The organism is Oxalobacter aliiformigenes (assembly GCF_027116575.1).
In the GTDB taxonomy this organism is placed as follows: domain Bacteria; phylum Pseudomonadota; class Gammaproteobacteria; order Burkholderiales; family Burkholderiaceae_D; genus Oxalobacter; species Oxalobacter aliiformigenes.
Genome location: NZ_CP098252.1, coordinates 1,654,643 through 1,678,580, shown reverse-complemented (window position 1 = coordinate 1,678,580; position 23,938 = coordinate 1,654,643). Strand labels below are relative to the sequence as shown.

Here is a 23,938-nt window from a genome sequence, read left to right as displayed (position 1 = left end):
GAGATGAAGTCCGTTTGCCGATTGCACAAAGCGGTGTGATTATGCGTTTTAACCGGGTTGCCAAACAGCTGACATATCCGGGACTCATGTAAAAAAATCCGATTTAATGTTTGACAACCGGGAACGGCAGTATTAGTATCTTTAAAAACCTATTATTCCTGTAGGAATTATATAAATAAAAGGATGTCTCTCATGATGTATACGTTTCTCCGATGTTGCCGTTGAATTTTTTGCTATGCCTGTAAAGGCAGTTCCAATCATTTGTCGATTTGATAAGGGAGATACACATGAGTGCACTGGCATTACGGAAAGAGAACAGTCCGGTATCGTTCCGGCCGAATATCATTGAATTAAAGGCGTTGTCCAAACATTTTGGAAAGCTCAGCGTTCTTGACGATATCAGTTTCAAGGTCAGAGAAAAGGAGATTCTGGCGATTCTGGGGTCTTCGGGAAGTGGCAAGAGTACCTTGCTTAACATTATTTCGGGTTTGCTCTCGCAGGATGAGGGTACGGTATATATTTCCGGAAAATCGAGTACGTCTTATCTTGGTTGGGGAAAAATCGTTTATATGTTTCAGGAAGACAGACTGCTTCCCTGGAGAACAGTACGTGACAATATTGCTTTCGGTCTGGAAAACAGCCAGATTCCCAAATCGGAGTGGCCGGTAAAAATCAGGGAAGTTTTGAAACTGGTCAATCTTGAAGATTTTGCCGATTTCTGGCCGCATCAGCTTTCAGGAGGGATGAGAAGTCGTGTCGCTTTGGCGAGAAGTCTGGTTGCCGAACCCCAGATTCTTTTGATGGATGAGCCTTTTTCGAAACTGGATGCCCAGACACGCAGCCAGTTACATGCGGAATTGCTGAAAATTCATCAGCTGACGGAAATGACCATCGTTTTTGTTACCCATGATGTGGAAGAAGCGGTTGTTCTGGCTGATCGTGTCGCTGTTTTTTCATCGCGCCCCGGACGTATCAAGGAAATGGTGGATATCAGAATGGAACGGCCCAGACAGTTGACAAATATGGGAGTTGTCAGAGCGGTTCAGGATCTGAGGAGAAAAATATGAAATTTCTTTCTGTCCTTGTCCAGAGAATCGTCCTTGCCGGCTTGTTCCTGTTCGGCTGGTATCTGGTATCGTCCCGTGTTCCTGCATTTGTCCTGCCTGGACCGGATGCCGTATTCAGGGCATTTTTGTCGCTTTTGTCCAGTTCGACATTCTGGAAAGATGTGCTGGATACAGCCAGACGGGTGATTTCGGGATTTGTTCTGGCTGCTGTTGTCGGTTCGGTACTCGGGGTTGTGTTCGGTTCGAGTAAAGTGCTGGCGACTTTTTTTGCTCCAGTCATTTCGGTATTGAATTCGGTTTCTTCCGCCATCTGGGCAATTTTCGCCATTATCTGGTTCGGCATTTCGGATGCCAGCACGATTACGGTTGTATTTATGGCTTCCATGCCGATTATTTTCACCAATGTCTGGGAAGGAACCAAATCGGTCGACAGGCAATATATTGAACTGGCGAAAAGTTTCAGGATGAACTGGTTCCAGATCGCCAGAAAAATTTATGTTCCGACGATTTTGCCTGCTTTCTTTTCGGCAGCCAGACTGGCATTCGGTTTTGGCTGGCGCGTATCGCTTGTAGCGGAAACGATCGGGGCAGGTAGTGGTATCGGGTACCGTCTCAGAATTGCGGCTGACATGATTCAGAGTGCGGAAGTGTTTGCCTGGGCGTTTTTGATGGTGGTTTTCATGCTTGTGATCGAATCGGGGGTGATTCACCCAATGGAAAAATGGCTTTTCAGATGGCGTCCGGCTTCTTGAGCCTTTCTGGAAAATGTCCGGATACGTTGCTGGTTGTTTGTGAGTAGTAAAGGTCTGTTGTTTTGATTGTGTAATAAAAAATGTTTTTGAGGCAATAATGAAATCTTCTTTGGAAAATGATTTTGAAAGGTATTTCTGGCGATCGGATTACCTTCTGCACAGAATAGTTTCTCTTTTTTCAAGTCGTTCCATCTCTTCCTGTATCAGGTGTGTTTCTGCCTGTTCCTGTCCTGTCTGTTGTTGATCCAACAAGTCTGCCAGGCGGCTTCGCCTGATTTGTTTACCCGGTTTGTTTGATATGCAGCGGGATTCCGCTGTTCATGAATCATGGTTTGATGCCATGAGATGGAATTGTTTTGTAAAAAGAGAGATGGAAATGAAAAAAACGTTTGTCGCATTGTCTGTTTTTGGTCTGTTTGCCGGTGTCGCCCAGGCACAAAGTAATGTAACCATATATGGTGTTCTCGACGTCGGTTATGTCAAGGAAACGGGAAGAGATCTCCGGATGGGGGATTATGACAATAACCGTATCGGTTTTCGTGGTACGGAAGATCTGGGAAACGGATACAAGGCAATCTTTGATATCCAGAGACGCTTCGATTTGAGTGACGGTACTTTGGGCAATAGCAACACGGCCAGCTACAAGGGATCGAAATCCGCCACTCAGAAAGACTGGGATGGCGCAGCCTGGCTGGGATTGGCCGGGCCGTTCGGTCAGGTTCGTCTGGGGCGTATCAACCAGATTGAAACCGAATTCATCCGCAAATTCGATCCGTTCAACCAGATCGGTGTCGGCAGCCAGTTCTATGGTTTGCAGCGCAATGCCCGTATTGACAATACCCTCCGTTACGATAGCCCGAAATTCAATGGATTGGGAGTCAGCGCTTCCTATTCGCTGGGCTCCAATACAAACAGTGATTCCATTACGGATACGGTGAAGACGAATCTGAAATCGAAAAATGCCGATAACGATGGATATGAACTGGGTGTTCTTTATGACAGCGGTTCTTTTTCTGCTACGGCGAACTGGAGCCGTGTTGCGGATTCCAATGATTCGAGCATCTGGAGTGTCGGCCTTGGTTATCGTCTGACTGATGCCGTAAGGGTTTCTCTTTCCTACGAAGATACGGACAGCAAGGGATGGAAAGGAGGAAATTCTTCTTATGCCGAAGGTATAAATACGCTTTATGGAAGACAAAGAAACCTGTTGACCGGTCTGGAATGGAATGTCGGTCCCGGCCGGTTGAATGCATCGGTTCAGTGGGATCGCCTGAGCAATACCAAAGGTGACACAGGATGGACTGGAACGAAGGATGCCTACCGGTATGCGGTCGGTTATACCTATGATCTCTCCAAGCGGACATCGCTCTATGGGAACGTCGCCTATACCGATTATGACGACAAGGATCTCGGATACCGGTTTACCGGTTTGAAGAAGGATTCGGTAACCGGTGTCCAGGCAGGTATTACACACAAATTCTGAGACGGCAGGGTCTCCCGTGTGTGGAGGGATACCGATGGTTTTCTGCGGAATGGAACGGTACAGGATATGAACAGTCTTCCTTCCATATCCGGGCATCCGTTCCGGAAAACAGTAGTAAACAGGGTTCATGATTTTCAGGGGAAAAAATGCGTAAATTGATAGTGATGTTCATGATGTTGATCGCTTTTGCCGGATCGACATTTGCGGCCGGAAAGGAAAAAGTCCGGGTGGGGTACTGGACAAGCGGAATCAGTCTGGGGTACGGAGCCGTTCTTGAGGAAACAAGGATTCTTGAGAAGAATGGCGTGGATGTCGAATATGTGCGCTTCCCGGATCTGCTGGCGCAGATACAGGCGCTTTCGACTGGCGATATTGATGTTGCCTATGCCGCTCCGATGACGGCTGTTTTCGGTGCCATCAACGATGGTGTGCCCATCAAGATCATTGCGGCTACACAACTGGCGGATGCGGTTGTTGTCGCTCCGGCCAATTCGCCTGTCAAGACGTGGAGTGATCTGAAAGGCAAGAAAGTCGGCGCTTCCAAGCCGAATGCGGCGACAACGGTGATTGCCGCTACGATTGCCGATCAGGTATATGGTGTCAAAAGCAGTGACTACAGCATTATTTCAGGCAATGAAGGAAGGCTGGCACAGTTTCTGGCGCAGGATCAGATCGATGCCGCAGTCATTCGTACGTTTACATATGACCAGATCGGCAAGAAACTGAATCTGAGAAAACTGGGTGAATTGCCGAATGAGTGGAAAGCGGTATCGGGAAACAATGTTCCGCCTTATCTCGCAGTAGGTATCGCCCGTGCAGATTATCTCAAACAGCATCCGGAGGTGGTGGCCAAGGTCGTCAAGTCATGGATCAATCTGGACAAATGGGGAAGTGCCCACAAACAGGAAGTTATCGACATCGTAACCAAACGCGCCGGAATGACGCCGGAAAATGCCGGAATTTATGTCAATCGCTGGAAGAATGCTTATCGGGTTTCTCTAGATGACAAGGTACTGAAAACACTGAAATCCGAACATGATGCCTTTGCCAGAATCGGTCTTGTCAAAGGACAGTTCACGAAAGATATCTATGATCAGGAACCTTATCTGAAAGCGGCAGGTAAAAAATGAAAGCACTGGTTTTGAGCGAGCATGGTGATCTGGACAAACTGGGATTGGTAAAGGACAAACCGGTTCCACAACCGGGAGATGGCGAGGTTCTTGTCCGGGTCGGTGCTTCTTCTTTTAATTATCATGACATTTTCACTGTACGCGGCATGCCTGGAATCAGGGTTCCCTTGCCGGTAGTGATCGGTCTGGATATTGCAGGAACGGTAGTTGAAGATGCCGGTGAATGGAAAGCGGGAGATCGTGTCATGGTCAATCCTCTTCGTGCCGGTATTGGACTGATGGGAGAAATGGTCGATGGCGGCATGGAGGAATATGTTGTCGTGTCGGCAGATCAGCTTTTCAGAATACCGGACAATGTCAGTTTCCACCAGGCGGCAGCACTTCCTGTCGCTTATGGTACAGCCCATCGTATGCTGATTACGCATAACACGGTCAGGCCGGGTGACAGAGTGCTGATCCTGGGGGCAAGTGGTGGCGTGGGAACGGCCAGTATCATTATTGCCAAGATGCTGGGGGCCGAAGTGATCGCTTGCGGCGGTTCCGATGAAAAGTGCGCACGTCTGAAGGAACTGGGTGCCGATTACACTATCAACTACAACACGACGGACTTCGTCAAGTATGTTTATGCACAGTATGGAAAACCGCAGCGACGGACATTTGAAGGTGGCGTGGATGTGTTGATCAATTATACCGGCGGCGATACGTGGGCGAAATCGCTGAAGGCGGTCAAACGTGGCGGAACCATACTGGTATGCGGGGCGACAGCCGGTTATGACCCGAAAGAAGATTTGCGCTACATCTGGACATTTGAACTGAATGTAAAAGGGTCGAACAGCTTTTACCGGGACAATCTGGAGGATTTGCTGAATCTGGTTTCCGAAAAAAGGATCGATCCGGTAATTGACCAGGTGCTTCCTCTGGAAGAAGCCATTGATGGACTGGCGCTGATCCGGGATCGGAAAGTTATCGGGAAAATTATTGTGGATCCGACATTATGAAGGAAAAACTGAACGAATTTCTGTTGTCCCGGCCTTTTCACCAGTGGCTTGGCCTGAGTGTGCTGGATGTGGGGGACGACTATGTTGAAATTGCTGCCACATGGCGTCCGGAGTGGATTGTCAATCCTGAAGGACAATATATTCATGGCGGTATTCTCGCTGCACTGGTTGATCTGGGTGCTGATATGTCGTTGTATTCCCGTATCGGGAAAGGCGTGCCGACTATTGATCTGAGAGTGGATTATCATGCACCGGCACGGGGTGATCTGAGAGTGGTCGGCAAGGTGGTGAGATTCGGAAAGCGGGTTTCATCTGCACAGGCTGAAGTCTTCGACAGGGATGGACGGCTTGTCGCATCAGGCAGGGGTGTTTTTCATACGGGGGGATGATGGAACTTCAGCTTGACCATCTCGTCATAAATGCCAAATATGTGCTGGAAGACTATGAAAGACAGTTTTCAGAACTTGGATTTATCGTTACGCCACCGAGCAAACACAGTCTGGGGTCGGTCAATCAGAGTATTGTTTTCAAGGATCATTATCTGGAACTGGTCGGTCTGGGAGATGGACGGAGAAAGGATCTGCTTGAAAGCCATGAGGGAATTGACGGACTGGTTTTCAGGATGTCCGATCCGGTGAAACTGGTAATGGAACTGGAACGGTCTTCATTGGCCATGCAGCCTTTGCAGAATTTTTCCAGACCCGTTCCCGGAGGCACAGGGAAAGCGGAATTTTCTGTCATTCGTCTTGTAAAAGGACAGTTTCAGGAAGGAAGGGTTTATTTCTGCCAGCATCATACGCCGCAATTTATCTGGCGTAGTAACGATATGAAGCATCCCAACGGGGTTACGGGAATAAAGTATTTGTATATAGCCAGTCATGATTCTGCTGGAACACGCCTCCGTTATAACCGGTTGGGCAATTTGACAGGGTTCGAAATAAAAATCGGATCGGTCGGTGAATTATGCGACCGTTTCGGAGTAGCCAATTTCGAGGCGGACCGTTTTGTTGCGATGACTTTCCATTGCCCTGATATTGACAGGGTCGAACAGATCGTCAGAAAAAATGTACCACTTTATCGGAAGTCGGGAAACAGGCTCTGGCTGAAGGCCGGGAAGAACATCATTTTGGAGTTTGAATCATGAATCTCGGAATGCTGGGCAGTGACATCGATCCGGAAAAAACAGCGTTTGTCAGTTTGCCTCAAAACAGGCGCTATACCTATGGCGATATTCAGTCCATTTCGGACACGGTTGCTGCCGGTTTATCCAGGAAATACCAGGTTGGAGACAGGATAGCGGTAATTGGTCTGAATTCCGCGGATTATATAGCTACTGTGCTTGGCATAATGAAAGCAGGTATGGTGGCCGTTCCGGTCAACTGGAAATTGCCGGATGCACAAATCAGGGATGTTCTGAACGATGCGGGAGTCAAACAGGTTTTTTCTGATGACGAAAACGGATCGGCCGTCCCAGATGATTTTTCATGGGAGCCGTTGTGCGGAACAGAAAGACAAGGTTTCTTGTCTGTTGACATGGCGGGTAAGGAACCGGCATTGATTCTTTATACATCAGGTTCCACGGGACGTCCCAAAGGGGTGGTGTTAAGTCATGAAAGTCATGTTTGGACAGCACAAACGCGTAAAAAAAGAACATCGCTGGCGAACGATGTCACTCTGATTGCCGCGCCGCTTTACCACATGCAGGCGCTGACTTTGGCTTTCCTTGTCCTGGCATCGGGGGGAACGGCTGTCATACTTCCCCGTTTTACAACAGCCGATTATCTGAAAGCGATCGAGACATATTCCTGCACGTATATTACGGCTGTTCCTCCCATGATAGAAGCTGTTTTGCGTGATCCTCTTGTCCATGATACCGACCTGTCGTCTGTGACGACGGTTCGTCTTGGTTCGGCTCCAGCCGGCGACAGTCTGTTCGGACGGATCGGGAAAATCATGCCGCAGGCAAATATCGTAACGTCATACGGAACAACGGAATCGGGACCGGTTACTTTTACATCTCATCCGGAAGGAAAAAAAACTCCTCCGTTTTCTGCCGGATATCCTCATCCTGATGTTTCAGTCAGACTGAATGATCATGGTGTTCTGGAGATCAAGTCGCCTGCCTTGATGAACGGTTATTACAACCGTCCGGAAATCAGGCCGTTCACGGAAGATGGTTATTACATTACCGGCGATGTTTTCAGCCTGGATGAGGACGGTTTTTATACATTCAAAGGCAGGGCGGACGATATGTTTGTCTGTGGCGGCGAAAATATTTATCCGGGAGAGGTGGAAAAGGTACTTGGAACGCATCCGCTGGTTCAAAACACGTGTGTCGTTCCTGTCGATGACGATATCAAGGGGAAAAAACCGGTTGCCTATGTCGTGAAAAAGGGAAATGTGACAGAAGAAGAACTGAAACGGTTCGTACTTGCTCATGCTGCGCCTTATTTGCATCCTCGCCGGGTATGGTTTGTCGATCAGTTGCCTGTTACCGATACGAACAAGATAAACCGGAAATTATTAATGGCTGATGCAGCCAAACGTCTGTCGGAGGAAAATAATGCATAAATTGATAGATGACCGTTTTGAGGAACTGGTTGCCGATCTGAAGTATATGCTTTCGTTCAGAACGGATGCTTCACTGTATGAACCAACGGAAAATGATCCGTTTGGGCGTCCCATGACGGATGCATTGAATGCCTTTCTCAAGCGTGCGGAAAGTTATGGTTTTACGACAAGAAATCTCGACAATTATGTCGGTTATGTCGATACTTCTACTGACAAGTCATTGCCGCTTTACGGCATTATGTGTCATCTGGATGTCGTACCGGCTGGGGATGAATCGCTCTGGCATTATCCGCCTTTTGGTGGCGTTGATTCCGGAGGGCGTCTTTATGGTCGTGGCAGTTTCGATGATAAAGGACCGGCGGTTGCCAGTCTGCATGCCATGAGAGCCATACGGGATACACAGTCTCTTAAGTGCCGTTTCCGTCTGATTGTCGGGCTGGACGAGGAAACAGGTGCGTTCAGGTGCATCAAGCGTTACAAGAAAACCGAGGAAATTCCATTGCACAGTTTTTCGCCGGATGGCGCATTTCCGCTGATCAATGCGGAAAAGGGAATTCTGCGCTTGACTGTCAGGAAGGAGTTTGATGGATCCGGCGACTCTTTTGTCGGGATAGAAACGATCAGGGGAGGAGTCCGGACGAATATCGTACCGGGAAAGGCATTTGTGACATTGAAAGGTATCCGTTTTCCGGATGATCGGGACGGATTCGAATTTCAGGGCGATTCTGTTGTCGCAAATGGTTTGTCCACACATGTCAAACATCCCTGGGATGGCAAAAACGCGATTCTTTTGCTGCTTCAGTTTCTTGCCCAGCAGGACATCCATTCTCCGCTGGGAGATTATGTCAGGGAACTGCACAGGCTGTTTCGGATGGAATATGACGGTCGTTCGCTCGGAATTGCATGCCATGATGATGTTTCGGGAGATTTGACCTGTACGCTGGCTGTCATTGATGCCGATCGGCAGGGATGTACCCTTAAAGTCGATATCCGGTATCCCGTCACGTTCGATGGCAATGAAATCGTGGAAAAACTGAAACAGATTTTCGGACAGCTTGGAGCAAGTGTGACACTGGATAGCCGCAATGCTCCGCTTTATGTTCCTGAGGACGATCCTTTCGTCCAGCTTTTGCTGGGAGCTTATACGGCTGTAACAGGGCAGGCTGGCAAGCCGATCAGTACAGGAGGTGGCACATATTGCCGGGATATGCCGCGTTCCGTTTCTTTCGGGATACTGTTTCCGGGGGAAGAGTCTGTTGCGCACAGTGTGGATGAATATGTTTCGCTTGCTTCGCTCAAAAAAGCGGCGCACATCTATGGGGAAGCATTCGAACGGATAAACGGGAAAAAATGATGAATGCATTGTTTCTGGAAAAGATTTTTGTCGATGACAGGAGATCCGTTATGCCGGTTCTGAAGGGAGAAAAACGATGAACAGGGAAACTTTTTCTCCGGTTTCCCGTTCTGCCGGACAGGAGAAGGACGAGATTATCCGTTACAGCCGGCATCTTCTGTTGCCTCAGATCGGCATACAGGGCCAGGAAAAACTGGGCAAGGCCAGAGTCCTGATTGTCGGGGCGGGAGGGCTCGGCTCTCCGGTGGCCTTGTATCTGGCGGCTGCCGGTGTCGGAACCATCGGGCTTCTGGATTTCGACGAAGTCGAATTGTCCAATCTTCAGCGGCAGGTGATTCATTCCACACGTGATATCGGGCGTCCGAAGGTCGCATCGGCAAAGGATCGCATTCGGGCACTCAATCCTGCCGTCAATGTCGAGGTTTTCAATACGAAACTGACCAGTGAAAATGCACTGGAAATCATGGCTGGTTACGACATTATTGTGGATGGTACGGATAATTTCCAGTCACGCTATCTCATCAATGATGCTTGTGTCCTGCTCAGGAAACCGGATGTTTACGGTTCCATTTACCGGTTCGATGGGCTGGCAAGTGTTTTCGATGCCAGAAAAGGCCCCTGTTATCGCTGTCTGTATCCCGATCCACCCGCTCCCGGTACGGTTCCGTCTTGCGGAGAAGCCGGTGTGGTTGGTGTGATATCCGGAATGATCGGTACGATCCAGGCCAATGAAGTCGTCAAACTGATTGTCGGGGGCGGTGAACCGCTGATCGGGCGACTGCTCTCTCTGGATGCCTGGCAAATGCAGTTCAGGGAATATGCCATTCAGAAAGATCCTGCCTGTCCGGTATGTGGTGAACATCCGACGGTTACCGGACTGATCGATTATGAGGAGTTTTGCGGTATCGGGAAGCGTGACCGTTCATACATTGTCGAGGAAATAACTCCGGTCACTCTGAAAGAGCGGCTGGAAAAACATGAAAACATTCAACTAATCGATATCCGGGAACCTCATGAAAAAGCGATTGCCTGGATAGAAGGGGCCAGACATATCCCTTTCGGTCAGGTACAAAGGCATATGGATGAGCTCGATCGGGAGGCCGAAACGGTATTCATTTGCAAGTCAGGACAGAAAAGCGTTTACCTCATCGAGGAGTTGATGAAGGCTGGATATGGCGGAAAACTGTTGAGTCTGAAAGACGGAATCATTGGCTGGGCAAAAGAAGTGGATAGCTCCATGCCGGTCTATTAAGACAAGACAATAATCTGTATTTGAAGAAAAAACCGGAAAAGGGAAAGCTATGTCAGAGGAAAGTAAACCAGCATCACTTGGAATAGATGCCGCTTATCAATTGTCGGATGTGACGAAAACGACGGCACAGTATCAGTCGTTGACACCGCGGTGGCTGACGCGGGTACTGGAATGGAAAGGTCTTGAAACGGGGATTTTCCGGCGGAACAGGGTGGTGGAAGATCAGTCGCCACTTGAAGTGCTGTGCAGCCAGATCAGAAAGGAAACGGTCATTCCACAGACGTTTATCGATTATGAGGAAAAACCCCGTGAGTACGTTCTGAATTCCATCTCGGCCATTATCAATATCGATACCCGGATTTCCGATATTTACAGTGTTCCGCACAATCAGATCAGGGAGCAGTTGCGTCTGGCAATAGAAAGTATCCGCGAGCGTCAGGAAGGGCAGCTGATCAATAATGATGATTACGGTTTACTCAAGAATGTGCCGGATTCCCAGCGGATACAGTCACGGACAGGTTTCCCGACACCGGATGATTTCGATGAACTGATTTCCAGGGTCTGGAAAGAACCGTCTTTTTTTCTGGCTCATCCTCGGGCTATTGCGGCATTCGGCCGTGAGTGCACACGTCGGGGAGTGCCTCCGGCAACAGTCGATCTGTTCGGTTCGCATTTTCTGACATGGCGAGGAATTCCGATTTTTCCGACGAACAAGCTGCTGGTCGATGGCGTCAGGGAACCGAAAGGAAAGGCGGGCAAAACGGATATTCTGCTTGTCCGTACCGGTGAGGCGAATCAAGGGGTCATCGGTTTGTATCAGAAAAATCTTCCCGATGAACAGTCGAGAGGACTCTCGGTCAAGTTCAGGGGAATTGACGACAAAGGAATCGCGTCTTATCTGCTTTCCATTTATTGCTCGGTTGCCATTCTGTCGGATGATGCCGTTGCTGTTCTGGAAGATGTCGATATAGGTAATTATTATGATTACAACTGACCGGAATTTTTTCCCTGAAGTTTCCGGCAAGGACGACGATCCTGTTTTGCGGGAGATCGCGAACTTGTCCATTGCCTGTTTTCCTGAATTCGGACGGGGTTTGTCGGGAAAGCGGTCTGTTTCGTATACCGGTTCCGGACTAAAGAGGATCGCCGGTGAGTTATCCGGCATAAATTATCCGGACGAACTGTCGTCGATATTTTCTGATACGGTGTTCCTCAAGGAAGAGAATGCAACAGGAGCATACCATCCGGTTTTGCAGGCGGTCGGTGACGAAAAATCCGTAACACGCAAAGACAGCCCGTCCAGTCGGAAAGTGTTTGATGTGGAACGGATCCGGCGGGATTTCCCTATTTTGTCCGAAAAGGTCAATAACGGACAAAAACTGGTCTGGCTGGATAATGCCGCGACGACGCAGAAACCGGAACCGGTGATCGAGCGTATCAGCCGGTTTTACCTTCATGAAAATTCCAATGTCCATCGGGGAGCGCATGAGCTGGCTGCGCGTTCTACGGACGCTTATGAGGAAGCACGACAGAAAGTGGCCGCTTTCCTGACGGCTCCTTCTGCATCCGATATTGTATTCGTCAGGGGAACAACGGAAGGGATCAATCTTGTCGCGCAGAGTTACGTAAAACCGCGGCTTGAGGCCGGCGATGAAATTATTCTGTCCATTCTTGAACATCATGCCAATATTGTTCCCTGGCAGCAGGTTTGTGCGGAAACAGGAGCGCTTATTCGTGTGATTCCAGCCGACGACAGCGGACAGCTGATTTTGTCGGAATACCGGAAACTGTTCAATAGACGGACACGTTTCGTTTCCGTCACGCATGTTTCCAATGCACTGGGAACGGTAACACCTGTCGGTGAAATGATCGGCATCGCTCACCACCATGGTGTGAAAACCCTGATCGACGCTGCGCAGTCAGTTGCGCACATTCCTGTTGATGTACAGGAACTGGATGCGGATTTTCTGGTTTTTTCTGGACACAAGATTTTCGGGCCGACCGGAATCGGCGTCGTTTACGGAAAAAAGGAACTGCTGGATAGTGCCGTTCCGTATCAGGGCGGCGGGAATATGATAGCCGATGTCACCTTCGGAAAAACACGATATCGCCCGGCTCCCGCACGGTTCGAGGCAGGTACCGGCAACATTGCCGGTGCCGTCGGGTTGGGGGCAGCATTGGATTATGTCGAGAAAACCGGCATTCATGAGATAAGCCGTTACGAACATGAATTGCTGGTTTATGCGATGGATCAGTTTAAGCGTATTTCCGGATTGCATCTGATCGGAAATGCCGCAGACAGGACAAGTGTACTTTCTTTTGTCATGGACGGGTACGATGTTTCGGAAATCGGCCACTATCTGAGCCGGCACGGAATTGCTGTCAGAGCAGGGCATCATTGTGCGCAGCCGGCTTTGAGGCGATATGGTCTTGAGGCAACCGTCCGTCCATCCCTTGCTTTCTATAATACATTTGAGGAAATCGATTGTCTTGTCAAAACACTTTTGCGGTTGCGGCAATATTGAGCCGGATTGAAAGCGGCAAAATCAGCGGTTTCTGTTTGATGAATGGTTCATTCGTATGGCAATTGTCGCCGTTTTTGGGTGGAAATGCCGGTATGCCATATCCGGTTTGCAGCTGACGAATTTTGCCGAGGCTGTTTCGAGAACTGCCGGGATAGAAAGTGACAGAAATATCTGTGGAAACCGTATTGGCGGCATATCCGATTGCAATACCCGATGGGCCAGGTAGGGGGAGGGTCCTGAAAGCAGGGGTATTGCTAGTATTTTATATCCGGCTTTGTAAAAGTCTTATTGTCCAGGATCGTTTCCGTTGCCGGCACCAGTCAGTGAGAGATTATCGGTACGACGGAATGTCCAGTCAGAAGAGAAGTGAAAAAAGCGTTATTGTTTTGTCGCTAAAGGACAGAGACAATAAAAAAAGCCCGAAGAAATAAATTTCTCCGGGCTTTTTCCAGGTCGTGACCCTGTTAAACGTGTTCGCCGAGAACGGAAACGGTAATGTCGACAACCACATCGGAATGCAAGGCGATGGCGACGGGGAAGTCACCAACGGTCTTGAATGGACCTTGTGGCAGGCGAACTTGGGCTTTGTGGATATCGAAGCCTTGTTTGGTGAGTGCTTCTGCGATATCGAAATTGGTGACGGAACCGAACAGACGGCCGTCCACACCGGATTTCTGCAGGATCTGGACAGTCAGACCAGCCAGTTTTTCGCCCTGGGTCTGGGCATTTGCCAGTTTTTCTGCCGCTGCCTTTTCCAGTTCGGCGCGTTTCGCTTCGAATTCCTCAATGGCGGCAGCGGTAGCGCGGCGTGCCATACGCTGGGGAATCAGGTAGTTGCGGGCATATCCGTCCTTGACTTTTACGACATCACCGAGATTGCCGAGATTGCCGACTTTATCCAACAAAATTACTTGCATTTTTTTCTCCAATATTCTTTAGATTATCCGGCAAAAATCAGGCGGAATGCAGGGAAGTGTAAGGCAGCAGGGCCAAAAAACGAGCGCGTTTGATGGCGGTGTCGAGCTGACGCTGGTAGTGTGCCTTGGTGCCTGTCAGACGGGCTGGCATGATTTTGCAGTTTTCCTGGATAAAATCTTTCAGGGTGTCGATATCCTTGTAATCGATCTGTTCAACATTGGCTACCGTGAAACGGCAGAATTTTTTGCGTTTGAACAGAGGGTTTTGTTGTTTGCGTTTGTCTTTGTTTTTGTTCTTGTCGAATTTTTTACCAAATGCCATTTTTGGCTCCTGTATATAAAAGGTTTGGCCTATCCAATCGATGAAAAGCCGGTAATATGAAACAGAAGACTTTTGCTTTTGAAGCTTTTTGCCGCCATGAAACCCGTAAAGCGGTAAAACGTGTCTGTTGCCAGTTTTTCGAATTTTCCGGCCATATCGCCGATGACGATAGCGGGCATTTCGAATTCCACGTTCCTGTCCGTTCCTGCTTCCGGCTGCTGTGAACGGTGTCCCAGTCGGGCAGAGATCACAGGAATGCCGGCAGGTGTGTATCGGATCGATTCACGTTCCAGGATTCTGCCAGTCAGACAAAGCCGGTTCTCGGGAATCAGGGAAGTCTCCTGTCGCGGTTTTGTCAGGCTGACGCGGACTGTTCTGCAGGGGCGGTTGCCTTGGCAGATTCTTCCTTCTGTGCCGATTTCATCATCGGGGAAGGACCGGTTTCAGCATGTTTCATTTTGACGGTCAGATGACGCAAAATGGCATCGTTGAATTTGAATGCCGTTTCCAGTTCTTTCAGGGTTTCGCTATCGCATTCGATGTTCATCAGAACGTAATGGGCTTTGGCGAATTTGTTGATCATGTAGGCCAGCTGGCGACGGCCCCAGTCTTCGACGCGATGGATTTTTCCGCCGCGGGAAGTGACGCTGTTTTTGTAACGTTCGATCATGGCCGGAACCTGTTCGCTCTGGTCAGGATGAACGATAAAGACGATTTCGTAGTGACGCATGCATACTCCTTTTGGACGTTAAAGATATGCCCGCCCCGGCGTCAAGTCAGGTGCGGGAAGAAGAAATCTTGCTATTTTACTGTGCCAGCCGTTTCAATGCAATATGTTTTACAGAAACGCATGACGACCGATCGATGAAAACGTTGCACGGGAACTGGAAAAAAACGGGATTCTCTTTTAAAATACTGATCAAATCAACAGGCTATAAAAATTCACAGTCAAATATTACCAGTGAATTACCGGTTTTCGGCGAGGCGTACATGATCAAACTGACAGCACGGCAACAGGAAATACTGAATCTTATCAGCAAATCGATTGAAAAAACCGGTTTTCCGCCGACACGTGCCGAAATTGCGGCGGAATTGGGATTCAGGTCCGTCAATGCGGCCGAAGAGCATTTGCAGGCATTGGCCCGTAAAGGCGTTATCGAGATGGTTCCGGGTATTTCAAGGGGGATTCGCCTGCTGCAGGACGATGCGGGAATGCCGGTTTCCGTATCGCCAGCCCAGATGCAATACGCCGTTCCATTGGTGGGGCGTGTCGCGGCGGGTTCTCCCATTCTGGCTCAGGAACATGTGGAGAAAACGTATCAGCTGGATCCCTCCCTGTTTTCGGACAAACCCGATTATCTGTTGAAGGTGAGGGGACTTTCCATGCGGGATATCGGTATTCTGGAAGGAGATCTGATTGCGGTCAAAAAAACGGAAAAGGTACGTAACGGCCAGATCGTCGTCGCCAGAATCGGTGATGACGTAACGGTCAAGCGTTTCCGCAAAACGGGATCAACCGTTGAGCTGATTTCGGAAAATCCCGATTTCGAGCCTATCCGGATAAACAGGGAGTCCGACAATTTCCGGATTGAGGGACTGGTCGTCGGTCTTTTGCGGACCTGGCACTAGTCAGTTTGTTTTGGGACCGGCATGTTTTTCAATTTGTCGGGCGATTCCCCGCAGGATATTGACCTCTTCCGTTTCAAGCTGGCTTCGCGAAAAAAGCCTTCTCAGCCGGGACATCAGTTTTTTGGGATTGGCCGGATTCAGAAAACCGATGGTGGTCAATGCAGTTTCCAGATGATCGAACATGCCATTGATCTGTTCGACAGAGGCCGGATCGCCGTGAAAACCGATATGGCTGTCTCTTACGATATTTCCGTTTCGGACAAGCAGGGCCATGCGGCATTCATAGGCCAGAACCTGTATGGCTTGTGCCAGATTCAGTGAAGAATAGTCGGGATTGGCCGGGATGTTGATCAGTGCGTGACATCGCTCGACAACATCATTGGGCAATCCGTAACGTTCACTGCCGAAAACAAGGGCGCAATGGACATGCGGGTCTGGCAGGACGGTTTCTGCAAATTCCCGCGGGGTCAGGACCGGAGGGGAAAATTCACGGAGCCGGGCGGTGATGGCGGCTGCAAACTGGCAGTTTCCGAGAGCGACATCCATGGAATCGGTGATTTCCGCTTTTTCCAGTATATCCTGTGCACCACTGGCGAATGCGATGGCTTCATCTTGGGTCAGGACGTCCCTGAAGCGGGGACGAACGAGGATGAGTCGTCCGAATCCCATTGTCTTGATGGCGCGTGCTGCTGCACCGACATTACCGGGATGGCTGGTTTCGACAAGGATAAATCGCAAAGTCCGGAAAATGGATGTGTCGGTTTTCGGCTGGTTCATTTACAATACAAGGCTTATAGAAGACAGGGAAGCGGGCTTGAAATGAAGAAGTGCTTCCCTGACTTGTCCGGTTTTTTATTGAATCATTATGACACCGTGCCGACTTTTCGGGTATGGCCGGTGCCGTCATTTTTACGAAAACGCTATGCAACCAATGCTTAACATGGCGGTCAAGGCAGCCCGCCGTGCCGCAACCATTATCAATCGCGCTTCATTCGATCTGGAACAGATCGCAGTCGAACAAAAGGATCAGAACGATTTCGTCACCGAAGTGGACAAGGCTGCCGAAGCGGCGATTATCGATGTCTTGTTGACGGCTTATCCCACGCATGCCGTTCTGGCGGAAGAATCAGGTGCCTCGAATGGCCTGAACGATGAAAGCGAAAATGTCTGGATTATCGATCCGATTGACGGAACGACCAATTTCATTCACGGTTTTCCGTGCTATTGCATCTCTATTGCACTGAGGCAACGTGGCGTCGTTACCCAGGGCGTTATTTACGATCCGGTTCATAACGACCTGTTTACAGCAACCAAAGGAGCAGGCGCTTTTCTGAACAACAAGCGTATCCGGGTCAGCAGGACGGATCGTTTGTCGAGAGCGCTGATCGGGACCGGGTTTGCCGGTCGCAGGAAAGACCCGGAAGCCCTGAAGGAATTTCTGCGCATGTTCGAGGCCATGACTCTGAATTGCCAGGCTGTCCGGCGTCCCGGTTCGGCGGCCTTGGATCTGGCTTATGTCGCCTGCGGACGGTATGACGGATATTACGAGAAGTCGCTGAAAATCTGGGATATCGCCGCCGGGGCGCTTCTGGTTTCGGAAGCGGGAGGGATTGTGTCCGATTTCGATGGAGAGTCCGGTTTTCTTGAGTCTGGCAATATCGTGGCCGGAACGCCCAGGGTTTTCGGCCAGATGCTGCCCTTGCTGAAATCGGCTGAATAAAACGCATTTTTTGCTGGTATTGACAGGACATGGCTTGTCGTTCGATATTTTTGCGGCTGGATCTGTTTTGTCAGGTCATCGACAATTTCGGCGATGCGGGAGTTTGCTGGCGTCTGGCCAGACAGCTTGCCGGTGAGTATGGTTTCCGGGTCAGATTGTGGATTGATCGGCCTGCTGTTCTGCAAAAAATCTGTCCGGAGGTGATCGCCGGATGTCCCGAACAGACTGTTTGCGGTGTCGATATCCGGCTTTGGCCGTCTTCTTTTCCTGACTTGCCCGCAGGGGATATTCCTGATGGGGTCATTGAAGGTTTCGGGGTCCATCTGCCCGAATGTTATGTCAGGCAGATGGCCACCGGACAAATCGCTCCGGTCTGGATCAATCTGGAGTATCTCAGTGCGGAATCATGGGTGGAAGACAGCCATTTGATGGCGTCGCCGCAATCGTGGGTTCCGTTGACCAAGTATTTTTATTTTCCCGGTTTTACCCGAAAAACAGGAGGGCTGATCCGGGAAAAGGGGGTACTCGATGCGCGTGACAAATTCCAGTGTGACAGAGAGCATGCTATCCGTTTTTTGTCATCCCTCGGTGTCGCTGTGCGGCGACAGCAGTTTATCGTTTCCCTGTTCTGTTATCCGGGAGCGCCGGTCGAGTCTTTGCTGGAGTCTTTCAAAAATGGTGACCGGGACATATTGTGTCTGGTTCCTGAAGGAGTTGCAGTGGAAGCCGTCCGGTCGTTCATGAAAAGACCTGCTGTTGCGGGAACCCGTTTTTCTTCCGGTCGGCTGGATTTGCAGATTCTTCCCATGATCGAACAAAGTCTCTATGACCGCTTGTTGTGGTCGTGCGATCTCAATTTTGTGCGGGGAGAGGATTCGTTTGTCAGGGCCCAATGGGCGGGGCGTCCTTTTGTCTGGCACATTTATCCTCAGGAAGATGATATTCATCTGCCCAAACTGGAAGCTTTTCTGAAAAGGTATCTGGCCGGTGTTTCAGAAGAAGATGCGCGGAAAGTGAAGCGTTTCTGGCACGTATGGAATCGTGTTCATGACGGTCGGATCAGCCACGAAAGCTGGGAAGAATTCCGGGAATTGATGCCCTTATTGAGCCGGCATGGATATGGCTGGTCAAAAAAAATGGCGGCTTTGCCCGATTTGGCGTCCGGTTTGGTACGATTTATCAATACTTATGCGTTAAAATAACGCCAATTTTTTCGCAAAGCGGAATTTTGTGTCGGCTTTATCGTTGTCGGCACACCCAGGAAACCTTATTTTTCAATCCATTTATTATCTATTTTTATGAAAACTGCACAAGAAGTACGCGCCGGCAATGTCGTGATGGTCAATAACGAACCGATGATCGTTCTGAAATCCGAGTACAGCAAATCGGGCCGCAATGCCTCCGTTTGCAAAATGAAAATGAAAAATCTGCTGAATGGTTCCAATATGGAAGCCGTATATCGTGCGGATGACAAATTCGATGTGGTTGTGCTGGACAAAAAAGAAGTCACTTATTCCTATTTCGCCGATCCTCATTATGTGTTGATGGATGCCGACTACAACCAGTATGAAGTCGAAGCCGACAACATGGGCGATGCATTGAATTACATCGAGGACGGAATGCCATGTGAAGTCGTTTTCTATAACGACCGTGCCATTTCCGTTGAATTGCCCAATACGGTTGTTCGTGAAGTGGTTTATACCGAACCGGCCGTCAAAGGCGATACTTCTTCGGGGAAGGTCATGAAATCGGCCAAGCTGGCGACCGGTTTTGAAATACAGGTTCCTCTGTTCGTCGAGATCGGTGACAAGATCGAAATCGATACCCGTACCGGTGAATATCGCAGCCGTAGCAAGTAATGCAGGGTATAAAAGTCTGTACATTTCTGAAACGGCACGCTGGCGCGTGCCGTTTTTCTTGAAGAGGTACAGGGGGGACGGTGCTAAACCGTTTGTTCATTCAGGCAGCATATGATTATTCGATAGGAAAGCAAAATGGCCGTTCGCAGCATGACCGCTTATGCCACCACTTCGGTTGACACGGTAGCGGGAACCTTGACGATTGAACTGAAAAGTGTCAATTCACGTTTTCTGGATCTGCAGTTCAGAATGAACGATGAGTTCCGGGCTTATGAGCCGTTTTTCCGCGAGACCATCATGCAGGGGGTCAAACGCGGCAAAGTTGAATGCCGGCTTTCGTTTGCGCGTGGTGAACAGAACGCATCGGTTTTGAGCCTGAATCATTCGCTGTTTCTTGAACTGTCCAGACTGCAGCACGAAATCAGGCAGCGCGATCCACAAGCACAGGCCATGACGGTCAATGAACTGTTGCGGTGGCCGGGCATGATCGAGGAAGCAGCACCCGACCAGGAAACCTTGCAGCAACAGGTCCGACAGGCCATGATCGATACGCTGGATACATTTACAGCCGAACGGGAACGGGAAGGCGCTGCCCTGACAGAAGCGCTTGTCGAACGTGTGGTGGTGATGCAGAAGATTGTCGGGAAAATCGAGCCGTTGATTCCGCAAATGGTCGAACAATTCAAGCAGAAAGCCATCGAGCGCATGCAGGAAGCGCTGGGAGTCGCTTTGTCAGATAGTGCACCGGTTACCATGACGCAGCAGGAAGCGTCCGAGCGCATCCGTCAGGAAGTCACGCTATACGGTATGCGTATCGATGTTGCGGAAGAGTTGTCCCGTCTGAAGATCCATCTGGATGAAACGAAGGCTATTCTGGAAAAGGGCGGACTGGTCGGAAAACGGATGGATTTCATGTTGCAGGAACTGAACCGTGAAGCCAATACACTCGGTTCCAAGGCTGCTATCAGAGAATTGTCCGATGCTTCGATGGAGCTGAAATTGCTGATCGAACAGATTCGGGAGCAGGTCCAGAATCTGGAATAGATTAGTCGAGGGAAATTTCTGATCCAGCATATTTCTGAGTTGACTCAGTGATACTTTTTCGTGAGTCAGTAATATTTTTTGATGCAGGACCAATGATGAAAAAGATCAGTTTGGGAAGCATGGTTTTCGACTTGTTAAAGGATCAGCCGGAAAAACAGTTAACAGCTCGCCAGATTGCAAAACAGGTTTTTGCAGTTTATCCGGCATATTGCATGGCAAAGCGAGAAGCCAGCACCCATCTCGAAACGGAAAACGATGTAATTACGCAGCTTGCAGCGGAAATTGGTGCTCATCGTCCTGCACTTCAAATAAAGCATCCGCAAATCAAAACGACAGCTGGACGTCCAAAAAAATATATTATTACACGGAAAAAACGGAAGAAGCGGAAATCGAGGCAGCAGAAGAACAAAGCGTTGTTTGCAATGGTGAATCTGCCGAACTGTTGAGCGAACAGGCTCTTTATCCATTATTGACGAATTATCTGAGAAATGAACTGAATGTTTTTTCTCTTCGGATCGATGAAAAAAAATCGTCTAACAAGAAAGGGAAAAACGGTAACAAATGGTTGCATCCTGATCTGGTTGGATTGGAAGATATCGGTGCTCATTGGGAGCATACCGTAAAGGAGTGTATCGCCTCTTATGGGGACAAGCGTACGCGTTTGTGGTCTTTTGAAGTGAAAAAAACAGTCAATATGTCCAATGTGAGAGAAGCGTTTTTTCAGGCGGTCTCCAATTCTTCTTGGGCGAATCTCGGTTATCTGGTCGCGATGAAAATCGATGGTGAAGAGACCATGCGTGAGTTGAGAATGCTGAATGCAGCACATGGTATTGGTGTCATTCAACTTGATACTTTGAATGTTTCCGAAATTCAGATTCTTATTCCGGCGCGAGAAAAAGAGTTGGTTGACTGGAATAGTTGTCATAGACTGGTACAGGAAAATCCGGATTTCAAACGATATATCAAGCTGGTAAAACAGTTTTATCAGGTAAAAGAAATCAAACCATATGATTGGGATCGTTGAAGTTAACGGATTTGCTTTTATGTATTATCCAGCTTTGGGCGTCTGGCATGTGTCCTGCAGGACACATGCTTTCTATTTATGATTAATTATTCGATATTTCCTGATTAAACTCTTCCCGTTTCATGCTGAGATACTGTTTTTCAGTGATTTCATACAGTTGAGGGTAACGTTCGGTTCCCTTGAACCAGGCTTTCAGGCGTTTTTCACGTTGCTGTGCAGGGGGTGCCGACAGTGAACCGAGGTATGCTTCGACAGCGAGGTAGTAGCGCATCGTGTTGCGTTCGATGGCTCCTCTCAGGCCAGTGATATATTCCGGGGTACCGTTCGCTTTTTTGCCGACGATGGTGAATCCTTCTTTTCCGCTGCCTGCGGTATCCAGATAAAGGTTTGTCGCGATTTTGGCCATGGTTCCGAAGTGGTAAGAATATCGGATATGGATGAATGTCCGGTTGTCTTTAAGTGGAATGGCTTCCATCATCATGTAGTAATCCGAGGTGCCGACTGGCCCGGATTTTGCGTCCATGATGATTTGCATGTATCTGTCGTCGTTAATGACGGGTTTGAAGTTGTATGTCATTTTGTAGGCGTTTTTCAGTGGCTGGGGTTTCTTTGTTCCGGCATATACTTCGACCTTGTTCTTGCCCAGGGCGCGGCAATATTTGATATTCAAATGAAGCATCAGGACTTCACACCATTCTGTTGGTGTGTCCAGAGCGGTGCGGACAGTGGAATAGGGGTAGTTGACAACACTGTAGACATCACCGCTGATTGTGTTGGATTGCAGGCTGGAATCCATGTAGACCGGCTGTCCGAACTGATTGTTTGCCAGTTTGTTTTGCAGTTGCCGGTATTTCGTTTCCAGTGTCGTTGCGTTCTGGGCGTGAACGCTTCCCAAAAAGGTGAAAAGGGCAGCGAGGGCCAGCAGTAGTCTTATCAGATTTTTTCTCTTCATCGTCGTTCCTTTTTCAGTCAAAAAAACTTTGATTGAACCGGAACGGTTTTGTTTTGCTGTCATATTGCCATATCACAATAAGTCAGCATCATTTTTGGAAGTGACGAAATGCTTGTTTGTTCTGTGGATGTCCGGACGAACGGTTTTTATGGCATGCAATTTCACGATAATTGATTTGCCGGTTTGAAAATGAAAACAGGTCTGTGTCAGTATCGTGTGAGACTGATACAGTCTCTGTATTTGATCGGGCAGGGAGAATAATGAACAATAAAAACAAAACAGTCATGGTGACAGGTGCATCCGGTTATATCGGTTCGCATACCTGTGTGGAGTTGCTGGATGCAGGGTTTTCTGTCGTGGCAGTGGACAATCTGTGCAACAGTTCGAGGGAATCTCTCAGGAGAGTGGAGAAAATTACCGGGAAACCGCTGGTTTTTCATGAGGCAGATGTTCGCGATATGGCGGAAATGGAAATGATATTCGGGCAAACCCCTATTGATGCCATTATCCATTTTGCCGGATTGAAGGCAGTGGGAGAATCTGTTGCCGAACCTCTCAGGTATTATGACAATAATGTGGGAGGAACCATTTCGCTGTTGCAGGTGGCACAGAAAGCGGGTGTCCGTCGTTTTGTGTTCAGTTCGTCGGCGACGGTTTATGGTGATCCCGACTTTTCTCCTGTTCCCGAAACAGCCAGACTGTCGGTCGCCAATCCGTATGGCCGTTCCAAACTGATGATCGAGGAACTGCTGAACGATCTGTCTTTTTCCGATCCATTATGGTCGGTTGCCATACTCCGTTATTTCAATCCAGTCGGTGCCCATCCCAGTGGCCTGATCGGTGAAGATCCTCATGGTATTCCAAATAATCTCATGCCTTACGTTGCCCAGGTTGCGGTAGGCCGGTTGAAGGAGCTGGCCGTTTTCGGTGATGATTATCCGACGAAAGATGGTACCGGGGTACGCGATTATATCCATGTCATGGATCTGGCTCGTGGCCATGTCGATGCACTAACTTATCTGTTTGAGAAAAACAAAGGTTTTACTGTCAATTTGGGAACAGGAGTCGGATACAGTGTTCTGGATGTTGTCCACGCTTTCGGGAAAGCGTGTGGCCGTCCGATTCCTTACCGTATTGCACCAAGGCGTGCAGGCGATGTTCCGCTTTATTATGCCGACCCATCGCTGGCGCATGCCCTTCTCGGCTGGAAAGCGAAATACGGACTTGATGAAATGTGCAAGGATTACTGGCGGTGGCAAAGTAAAAATCCGGATGGTTATGCCTGAGAAGTATTGTATAAAAAAATGCCGGGATTCCGGCATTTTTTTATGAAGAAAAA

General features: G+C 49.0%; 26 protein-coding genes. 20 read left to right on the top strand and 6 right to left on the bottom strand.

Going from position 1 to position 23,938, the window contains the following annotated elements; all coding sequences use genetic code 11:
- The first annotated feature begins 287 nt into the window (after window positions 1-287).
- The 12 genes from NB647_RS07815 to NB647_RS07760 all read left to right on the top strand — a co-directional run bounded on the left by NB647_RS07815 (window position 288) and on the right by NB647_RS07760 (window position 13,132).
- The gene (locus NB647_RS07815; RefSeq protein ID WP_269282820.1) at window positions 288-1,067 is read left to right on the top strand and encodes an ABC transporter ATP-binding protein; all 780 of its coding nucleotides are present in this window, start codon (window positions 288-290) and stop codon (window positions 1,065-1,067) included.
- Window positions 1,064-1,819 carry an ABC transporter permease gene (locus tag NB647_RS07810; protein ID WP_269282818.1) on the top strand — a complete coding sequence of 252 codons (756 nt, stop codon included), beginning with the start codon at window positions 1,064-1,066 and terminating at the stop codon, window positions 1,817-1,819. Before NB647_RS07815 ends, NB647_RS07810 begins: the two co-directional genes overlap by 4 nt.
- Window positions 1,820-2,195: 376 nt before the next feature.
- Window positions 2,196-3,302: a porin gene (locus tag NB647_RS07805; protein WP_269282816.1), complete on the top strand. Its 1,107-nt coding sequence runs from the start codon at window positions 2,196-2,198 to the stop codon at window positions 3,300-3,302.
- A 146-nt stretch (window positions 3,303-3,448) separates the two neighbouring features.
- A complete protein-coding gene (locus tag NB647_RS07800) occupies window positions 3,449-4,432 on the top strand; it encodes an ABC transporter substrate-binding protein (protein WP_269282815.1) in 984 nt (327 codons plus the stop codon).
- Window positions 4,429-5,430, top strand: a complete 1,002-nt coding sequence (locus NB647_RS07795) for a zinc-binding dehydrogenase (protein WP_269282813.1) — start codon at window positions 4,429-4,431, stop codon at window positions 5,428-5,430. Before NB647_RS07800 ends, NB647_RS07795 begins: the two co-directional genes overlap by 4 nt.
- Complete coding sequence (locus tag NB647_RS07790; protein ID WP_269282811.1) at window positions 5,427-5,819, top strand: PaaI family thioesterase; 393 nt, start codon at window positions 5,427-5,429, stop codon at window positions 5,817-5,819. The genes NB647_RS07795 and NB647_RS07790 overlap by 4 nt, the downstream gene beginning before the upstream one ends.
- Window positions 5,819-6,574 carry a VOC family protein gene (locus tag NB647_RS07785; RefSeq protein WP_269282809.1) on the top strand — a complete coding sequence of 252 codons (756 nt, stop codon included), beginning with the start codon at window positions 5,819-5,821 and terminating at the stop codon, window positions 6,572-6,574. The genes NB647_RS07790 and NB647_RS07785 overlap by 1 nt, the downstream gene beginning before the upstream one ends.
- A complete protein-coding gene (locus tag NB647_RS07780; protein WP_269282807.1) occupies window positions 6,571-8,001 on the top strand; it encodes a class I adenylate-forming enzyme family protein in 1,431 nt (476 codons plus the stop codon). The genes NB647_RS07785 and NB647_RS07780 overlap by 4 nt, the downstream gene beginning before the upstream one ends.
- Complete coding sequence (locus NB647_RS07775; RefSeq protein WP_269282805.1) at window positions 7,994-9,355, top strand: Sapep family Mn(2+)-dependent dipeptidase; 1,362 nt, start codon at window positions 7,994-7,996, stop codon at window positions 9,353-9,355. Before NB647_RS07780 ends, NB647_RS07775 begins: the two co-directional genes overlap by 8 nt.
- A gap of 76 nt (window positions 9,356-9,431) precedes the next feature.
- The gene (gene moeB, locus NB647_RS07770) at window positions 9,432-10,607 is read left to right on the top strand and encodes a molybdopterin-synthase adenylyltransferase MoeB (RefSeq protein WP_269282803.1); all 1,176 of its coding nucleotides are present in this window, start codon (window positions 9,432-9,434) and stop codon (window positions 10,605-10,607) included.
- Window positions 10,608-10,656: 49 nt separating this feature from the next.
- Window positions 10,657-11,601 carry a family 2A encapsulin nanocompartment shell protein gene (locus tag NB647_RS07765; RefSeq protein WP_269282801.1) on the top strand — a complete coding sequence of 315 codons (945 nt, stop codon included), beginning with the start codon at window positions 10,657-10,659 and terminating at the stop codon, window positions 11,599-11,601.
- Window positions 11,588-13,132, top strand: coding sequence for a cysteine desulfurase (locus NB647_RS07760; protein WP_269282800.1), 1,545 nt, complete (start codon window positions 11,588-11,590; stop codon window positions 13,130-13,132). The genes NB647_RS07765 and NB647_RS07760 overlap by 14 nt, the downstream gene beginning before the upstream one ends.
- A 464-nt stretch (window positions 13,133-13,596) precedes the next feature.
- Here the strand turns inward: NB647_RS07760 and rplI are convergent, their stop codons facing one another.
- The 4 genes from rplI to rpsF all read right to left on the bottom strand — a co-directional run bounded on the left by rplI (window position 13,597) and on the right by rpsF (window position 15,101).
- Entirely contained in the window at window positions 13,597-14,049 is a 453-nt protein-coding gene (rplI, locus tag NB647_RS07755) for a 50S ribosomal protein L9 (RefSeq protein ID WP_269264017.1), read from the bottom strand.
- 37 nt (window positions 14,050-14,086) lie between these two features.
- Window positions 14,087-14,371, bottom strand: a complete 285-nt coding sequence (gene rpsR, locus NB647_RS07750) for a 30S ribosomal protein S18 (protein WP_005876217.1) — start codon at window positions 14,369-14,371, stop codon at window positions 14,087-14,089.
- Between the two features lie 29 nt (window positions 14,372-14,400).
- A complete protein-coding gene (gene priB, locus NB647_RS07745) occupies window positions 14,401-14,649 on the bottom strand; it encodes a primosomal replication protein N (protein WP_416143585.1) in 249 nt (82 codons plus the stop codon).
- Between the two features lie 77 nt (window positions 14,650-14,726).
- Window positions 14,727-15,101: a 30S ribosomal protein S6 gene (gene rpsF / locus NB647_RS07740; RefSeq protein WP_269278369.1), complete on the bottom strand. Its 375-nt coding sequence runs from the start codon at window positions 15,099-15,101 to the stop codon at window positions 14,727-14,729.
- A gap of 260 nt (window positions 15,102-15,361) precedes the next feature.
- On the opposite strand from rpsF, the gene lexA reads away from it, so the two are divergent.
- Window positions 15,362-16,000, top strand: a complete 639-nt coding sequence (lexA, locus tag NB647_RS07735) for a transcriptional repressor LexA (protein ID WP_269282799.1) — start codon at window positions 15,362-15,364, stop codon at window positions 15,998-16,000.
- On the opposite strand, the gene NB647_RS07730 is transcribed toward lexA, so the two are convergent.
- Window positions 16,001-16,777: an RNA methyltransferase gene (locus NB647_RS07730; RefSeq protein ID WP_269264014.1), complete on the bottom strand. Its 777-nt coding sequence runs from the start codon at window positions 16,775-16,777 to the stop codon at window positions 16,001-16,003.
- Window positions 16,778-16,922: 145 nt separating this feature from the next.
- Between NB647_RS07730 and NB647_RS07725 the strand changes: the two genes are divergently transcribed.
- The 6 genes from NB647_RS07725 to NB647_RS10600 all read left to right on the top strand — a co-directional run bounded on the left by NB647_RS07725 (window position 16,923) and on the right by NB647_RS10600 (window position 21,647).
- On the top strand, window positions 16,923-17,720 hold the full coding sequence (locus tag NB647_RS07725) for an inositol monophosphatase family protein (protein ID WP_407946857.1): 798 nt from the start codon (window positions 16,923-16,925) through the stop codon (window positions 17,718-17,720).
- 29 nt (window positions 17,721-17,749) lie between these two features.
- Window positions 17,750-18,922 (top strand): elongation factor P maturation arginine rhamnosyltransferase EarP, encoded by a 1,173-nt coding sequence (earP, locus tag NB647_RS07720; RefSeq protein ID WP_269282797.1) that lies wholly within the window; start codon window positions 17,750-17,752, stop codon window positions 18,920-18,922.
- A gap of 96 nt (window positions 18,923-19,018) precedes the next feature.
- Window positions 19,019-19,579: an elongation factor P gene (gene efp / locus NB647_RS07715; protein ID WP_269264012.1), complete on the top strand. Its 561-nt coding sequence runs from the start codon at window positions 19,019-19,021 to the stop codon at window positions 19,577-19,579.
- Between the two features lie 135 nt (window positions 19,580-19,714).
- Window positions 19,715-20,623: a YicC/YloC family endoribonuclease gene (locus NB647_RS07710; protein ID WP_269282795.1), complete on the top strand. Its 909-nt coding sequence runs from the start codon at window positions 19,715-19,717 to the stop codon at window positions 20,621-20,623.
- Between the two features lie 95 nt (window positions 20,624-20,718).
- On the top strand, window positions 20,719-21,069 hold the full coding sequence (locus NB647_RS10605) for a hypothetical protein (protein WP_332880331.1): 351 nt from the start codon (window positions 20,719-20,721) through the stop codon (window positions 21,067-21,069).
- Window positions 21,066-21,647: a hypothetical protein gene (locus NB647_RS10600; protein ID WP_332880330.1), complete on the top strand. Its 582-nt coding sequence runs from the start codon at window positions 21,066-21,068 to the stop codon at window positions 21,645-21,647. The genes NB647_RS10605 and NB647_RS10600 overlap by 4 nt, the downstream gene beginning before the upstream one ends.
- A gap of 82 nt (window positions 21,648-21,729) precedes the next feature.
- Here the strand turns inward: NB647_RS10600 and NB647_RS07700 are convergent, their stop codons facing one another.
- A complete protein-coding gene (locus NB647_RS07700; protein ID WP_269282793.1) occupies window positions 21,730-22,599 on the bottom strand; it encodes a hypothetical protein in 870 nt (289 codons plus the stop codon).
- A gap of 260 nt (window positions 22,600-22,859) precedes the next feature.
- Here NB647_RS07700 and galE point away from each other — a divergent pair, with 260 nt between their 5' ends.
- Window positions 22,860-23,885, top strand: a complete 1,026-nt coding sequence (gene galE, locus NB647_RS07695; protein ID WP_269282790.1) for a UDP-glucose 4-epimerase GalE — start codon at window positions 22,860-22,862, stop codon at window positions 23,883-23,885.
- The last annotated feature ends 53 nt before the right edge of the window (window positions 23,886-23,938 follow it).

Excerpts from the sequence above, each read along its gene's own strand:
- NB647_RS07780 (WP_269282807.1), top strand. The coding sequence starts at position 6,571 with ATGAATCTCGGAATGCTGGGCAGTGACATCGATCCGGAAAAAACAGCG.
- NB647_RS10605 (WP_332880331.1), top strand. The coding sequence starts at position 20,719 with ATGAAAAAGATCAGTTTGGGAAGCATGGTTTTCGACTTGTTAAAGGAT.
- NB647_RS07725 (WP_407946857.1), top strand. The coding sequence starts at position 16,923 with ATGCAACCAATGCTTAACATGGCGGTCAAGGCAGCCCGCCGTGCCGCA.
- NB647_RS07815 (WP_269282820.1), top strand. The coding sequence starts at position 288 with ATGAGTGCACTGGCATTACGGAAAGAGAACAGTCCGGTATCGTTCCGG.
- NB647_RS07800 (WP_269282815.1), top strand. The coding sequence starts at position 3,449 with ATGCGTAAATTGATAGTGATGTTCATGATGTTGATCGCTTTTGCCGGA.
- NB647_RS07795 (WP_269282813.1), top strand. The coding sequence starts at position 4,429 with ATGAAAGCACTGGTTTTGAGCGAGCATGGTGATCTGGACAAACTGGGA.
- NB647_RS07810 (WP_269282818.1), top strand. The coding sequence starts at position 1,064 with ATGAAATTTCTTTCTGTCCTTGTCCAGAGAATCGTCCTTGCCGGCTTG.
- moeB (WP_269282803.1), top strand. The coding sequence starts at position 9,432 with ATGAACAGGGAAACTTTTTCTCCGGTTTCCCGTTCTGCCGGACAGGAG.
- NB647_RS07775 (WP_269282805.1), top strand. The coding sequence starts at position 7,994 with ATGCATAAATTGATAGATGACCGTTTTGAGGAACTGGTTGCCGATCTG.
- earP (WP_269282797.1), top strand. The coding sequence starts at position 17,750 with ATGGCTTGTCGTTCGATATTTTTGCGGCTGGATCTGTTTTGTCAGGTC.
- rplI (WP_269264017.1), bottom strand. The coding sequence starts at position 14,049 with ATGCAAGTAATTTTGTTGGATAAAGTCGGCAATCTCGGCAATCTCGGT.
- NB647_RS07785 (WP_269282809.1), top strand. The coding sequence starts at position 5,819 with ATGGAACTTCAGCTTGACCATCTCGTCATAAATGCCAAATATGTGCTG.
- NB647_RS07730 (WP_269264014.1), bottom strand. The coding sequence starts at position 16,777 with ATGAACCAGCCGAAAACCGACACATCCATTTTCCGGACTTTGCGATTT.
- NB647_RS07790 (WP_269282811.1), top strand. The coding sequence starts at position 5,427 with ATGAAGGAAAAACTGAACGAATTTCTGTTGTCCCGGCCTTTTCACCAG.
- NB647_RS07805 (WP_269282816.1), top strand. The coding sequence starts at position 2,196 with ATGAAAAAAACGTTTGTCGCATTGTCTGTTTTTGGTCTGTTTGCCGGT.
- lexA (WP_269282799.1), top strand. The coding sequence starts at position 15,362 with ATGATCAAACTGACAGCACGGCAACAGGAAATACTGAATCTTATCAGC.
- efp (WP_269264012.1), top strand. The coding sequence starts at position 19,019 with ATGAAAACTGCACAAGAAGTACGCGCCGGCAATGTCGTGATGGTCAAT.
- NB647_RS07760 (WP_269282800.1), top strand. The coding sequence starts at position 11,588 with ATGATTACAACTGACCGGAATTTTTTCCCTGAAGTTTCCGGCAAGGAC.
- NB647_RS07700 (WP_269282793.1), bottom strand. The coding sequence starts at position 22,599 with ATGAAGAGAAAAAATCTGATAAGACTACTGCTGGCCCTCGCTGCCCTT.
- NB647_RS07765 (WP_269282801.1), top strand. The coding sequence starts at position 10,657 with ATGTCAGAGGAAAGTAAACCAGCATCACTTGGAATAGATGCCGCTTAT.
- NB647_RS07710 (WP_269282795.1), top strand. The coding sequence starts at position 19,715 with ATGGCCGTTCGCAGCATGACCGCTTATGCCACCACTTCGGTTGACACG.
- galE (WP_269282790.1), top strand. The coding sequence starts at position 22,860 with ATGAACAATAAAAACAAAACAGTCATGGTGACAGGTGCATCCGGTTAT.
- rpsR (WP_005876217.1), bottom strand. The coding sequence starts at position 14,371 with ATGGCATTTGGTAAAAAATTCGACAAGAACAAAAACAAAGACAAACGC.
- rpsF (WP_269278369.1), bottom strand. The coding sequence starts at position 15,101 with ATGCGTCACTACGAAATCGTCTTTATCGTTCATCCTGACCAGAGCGAA.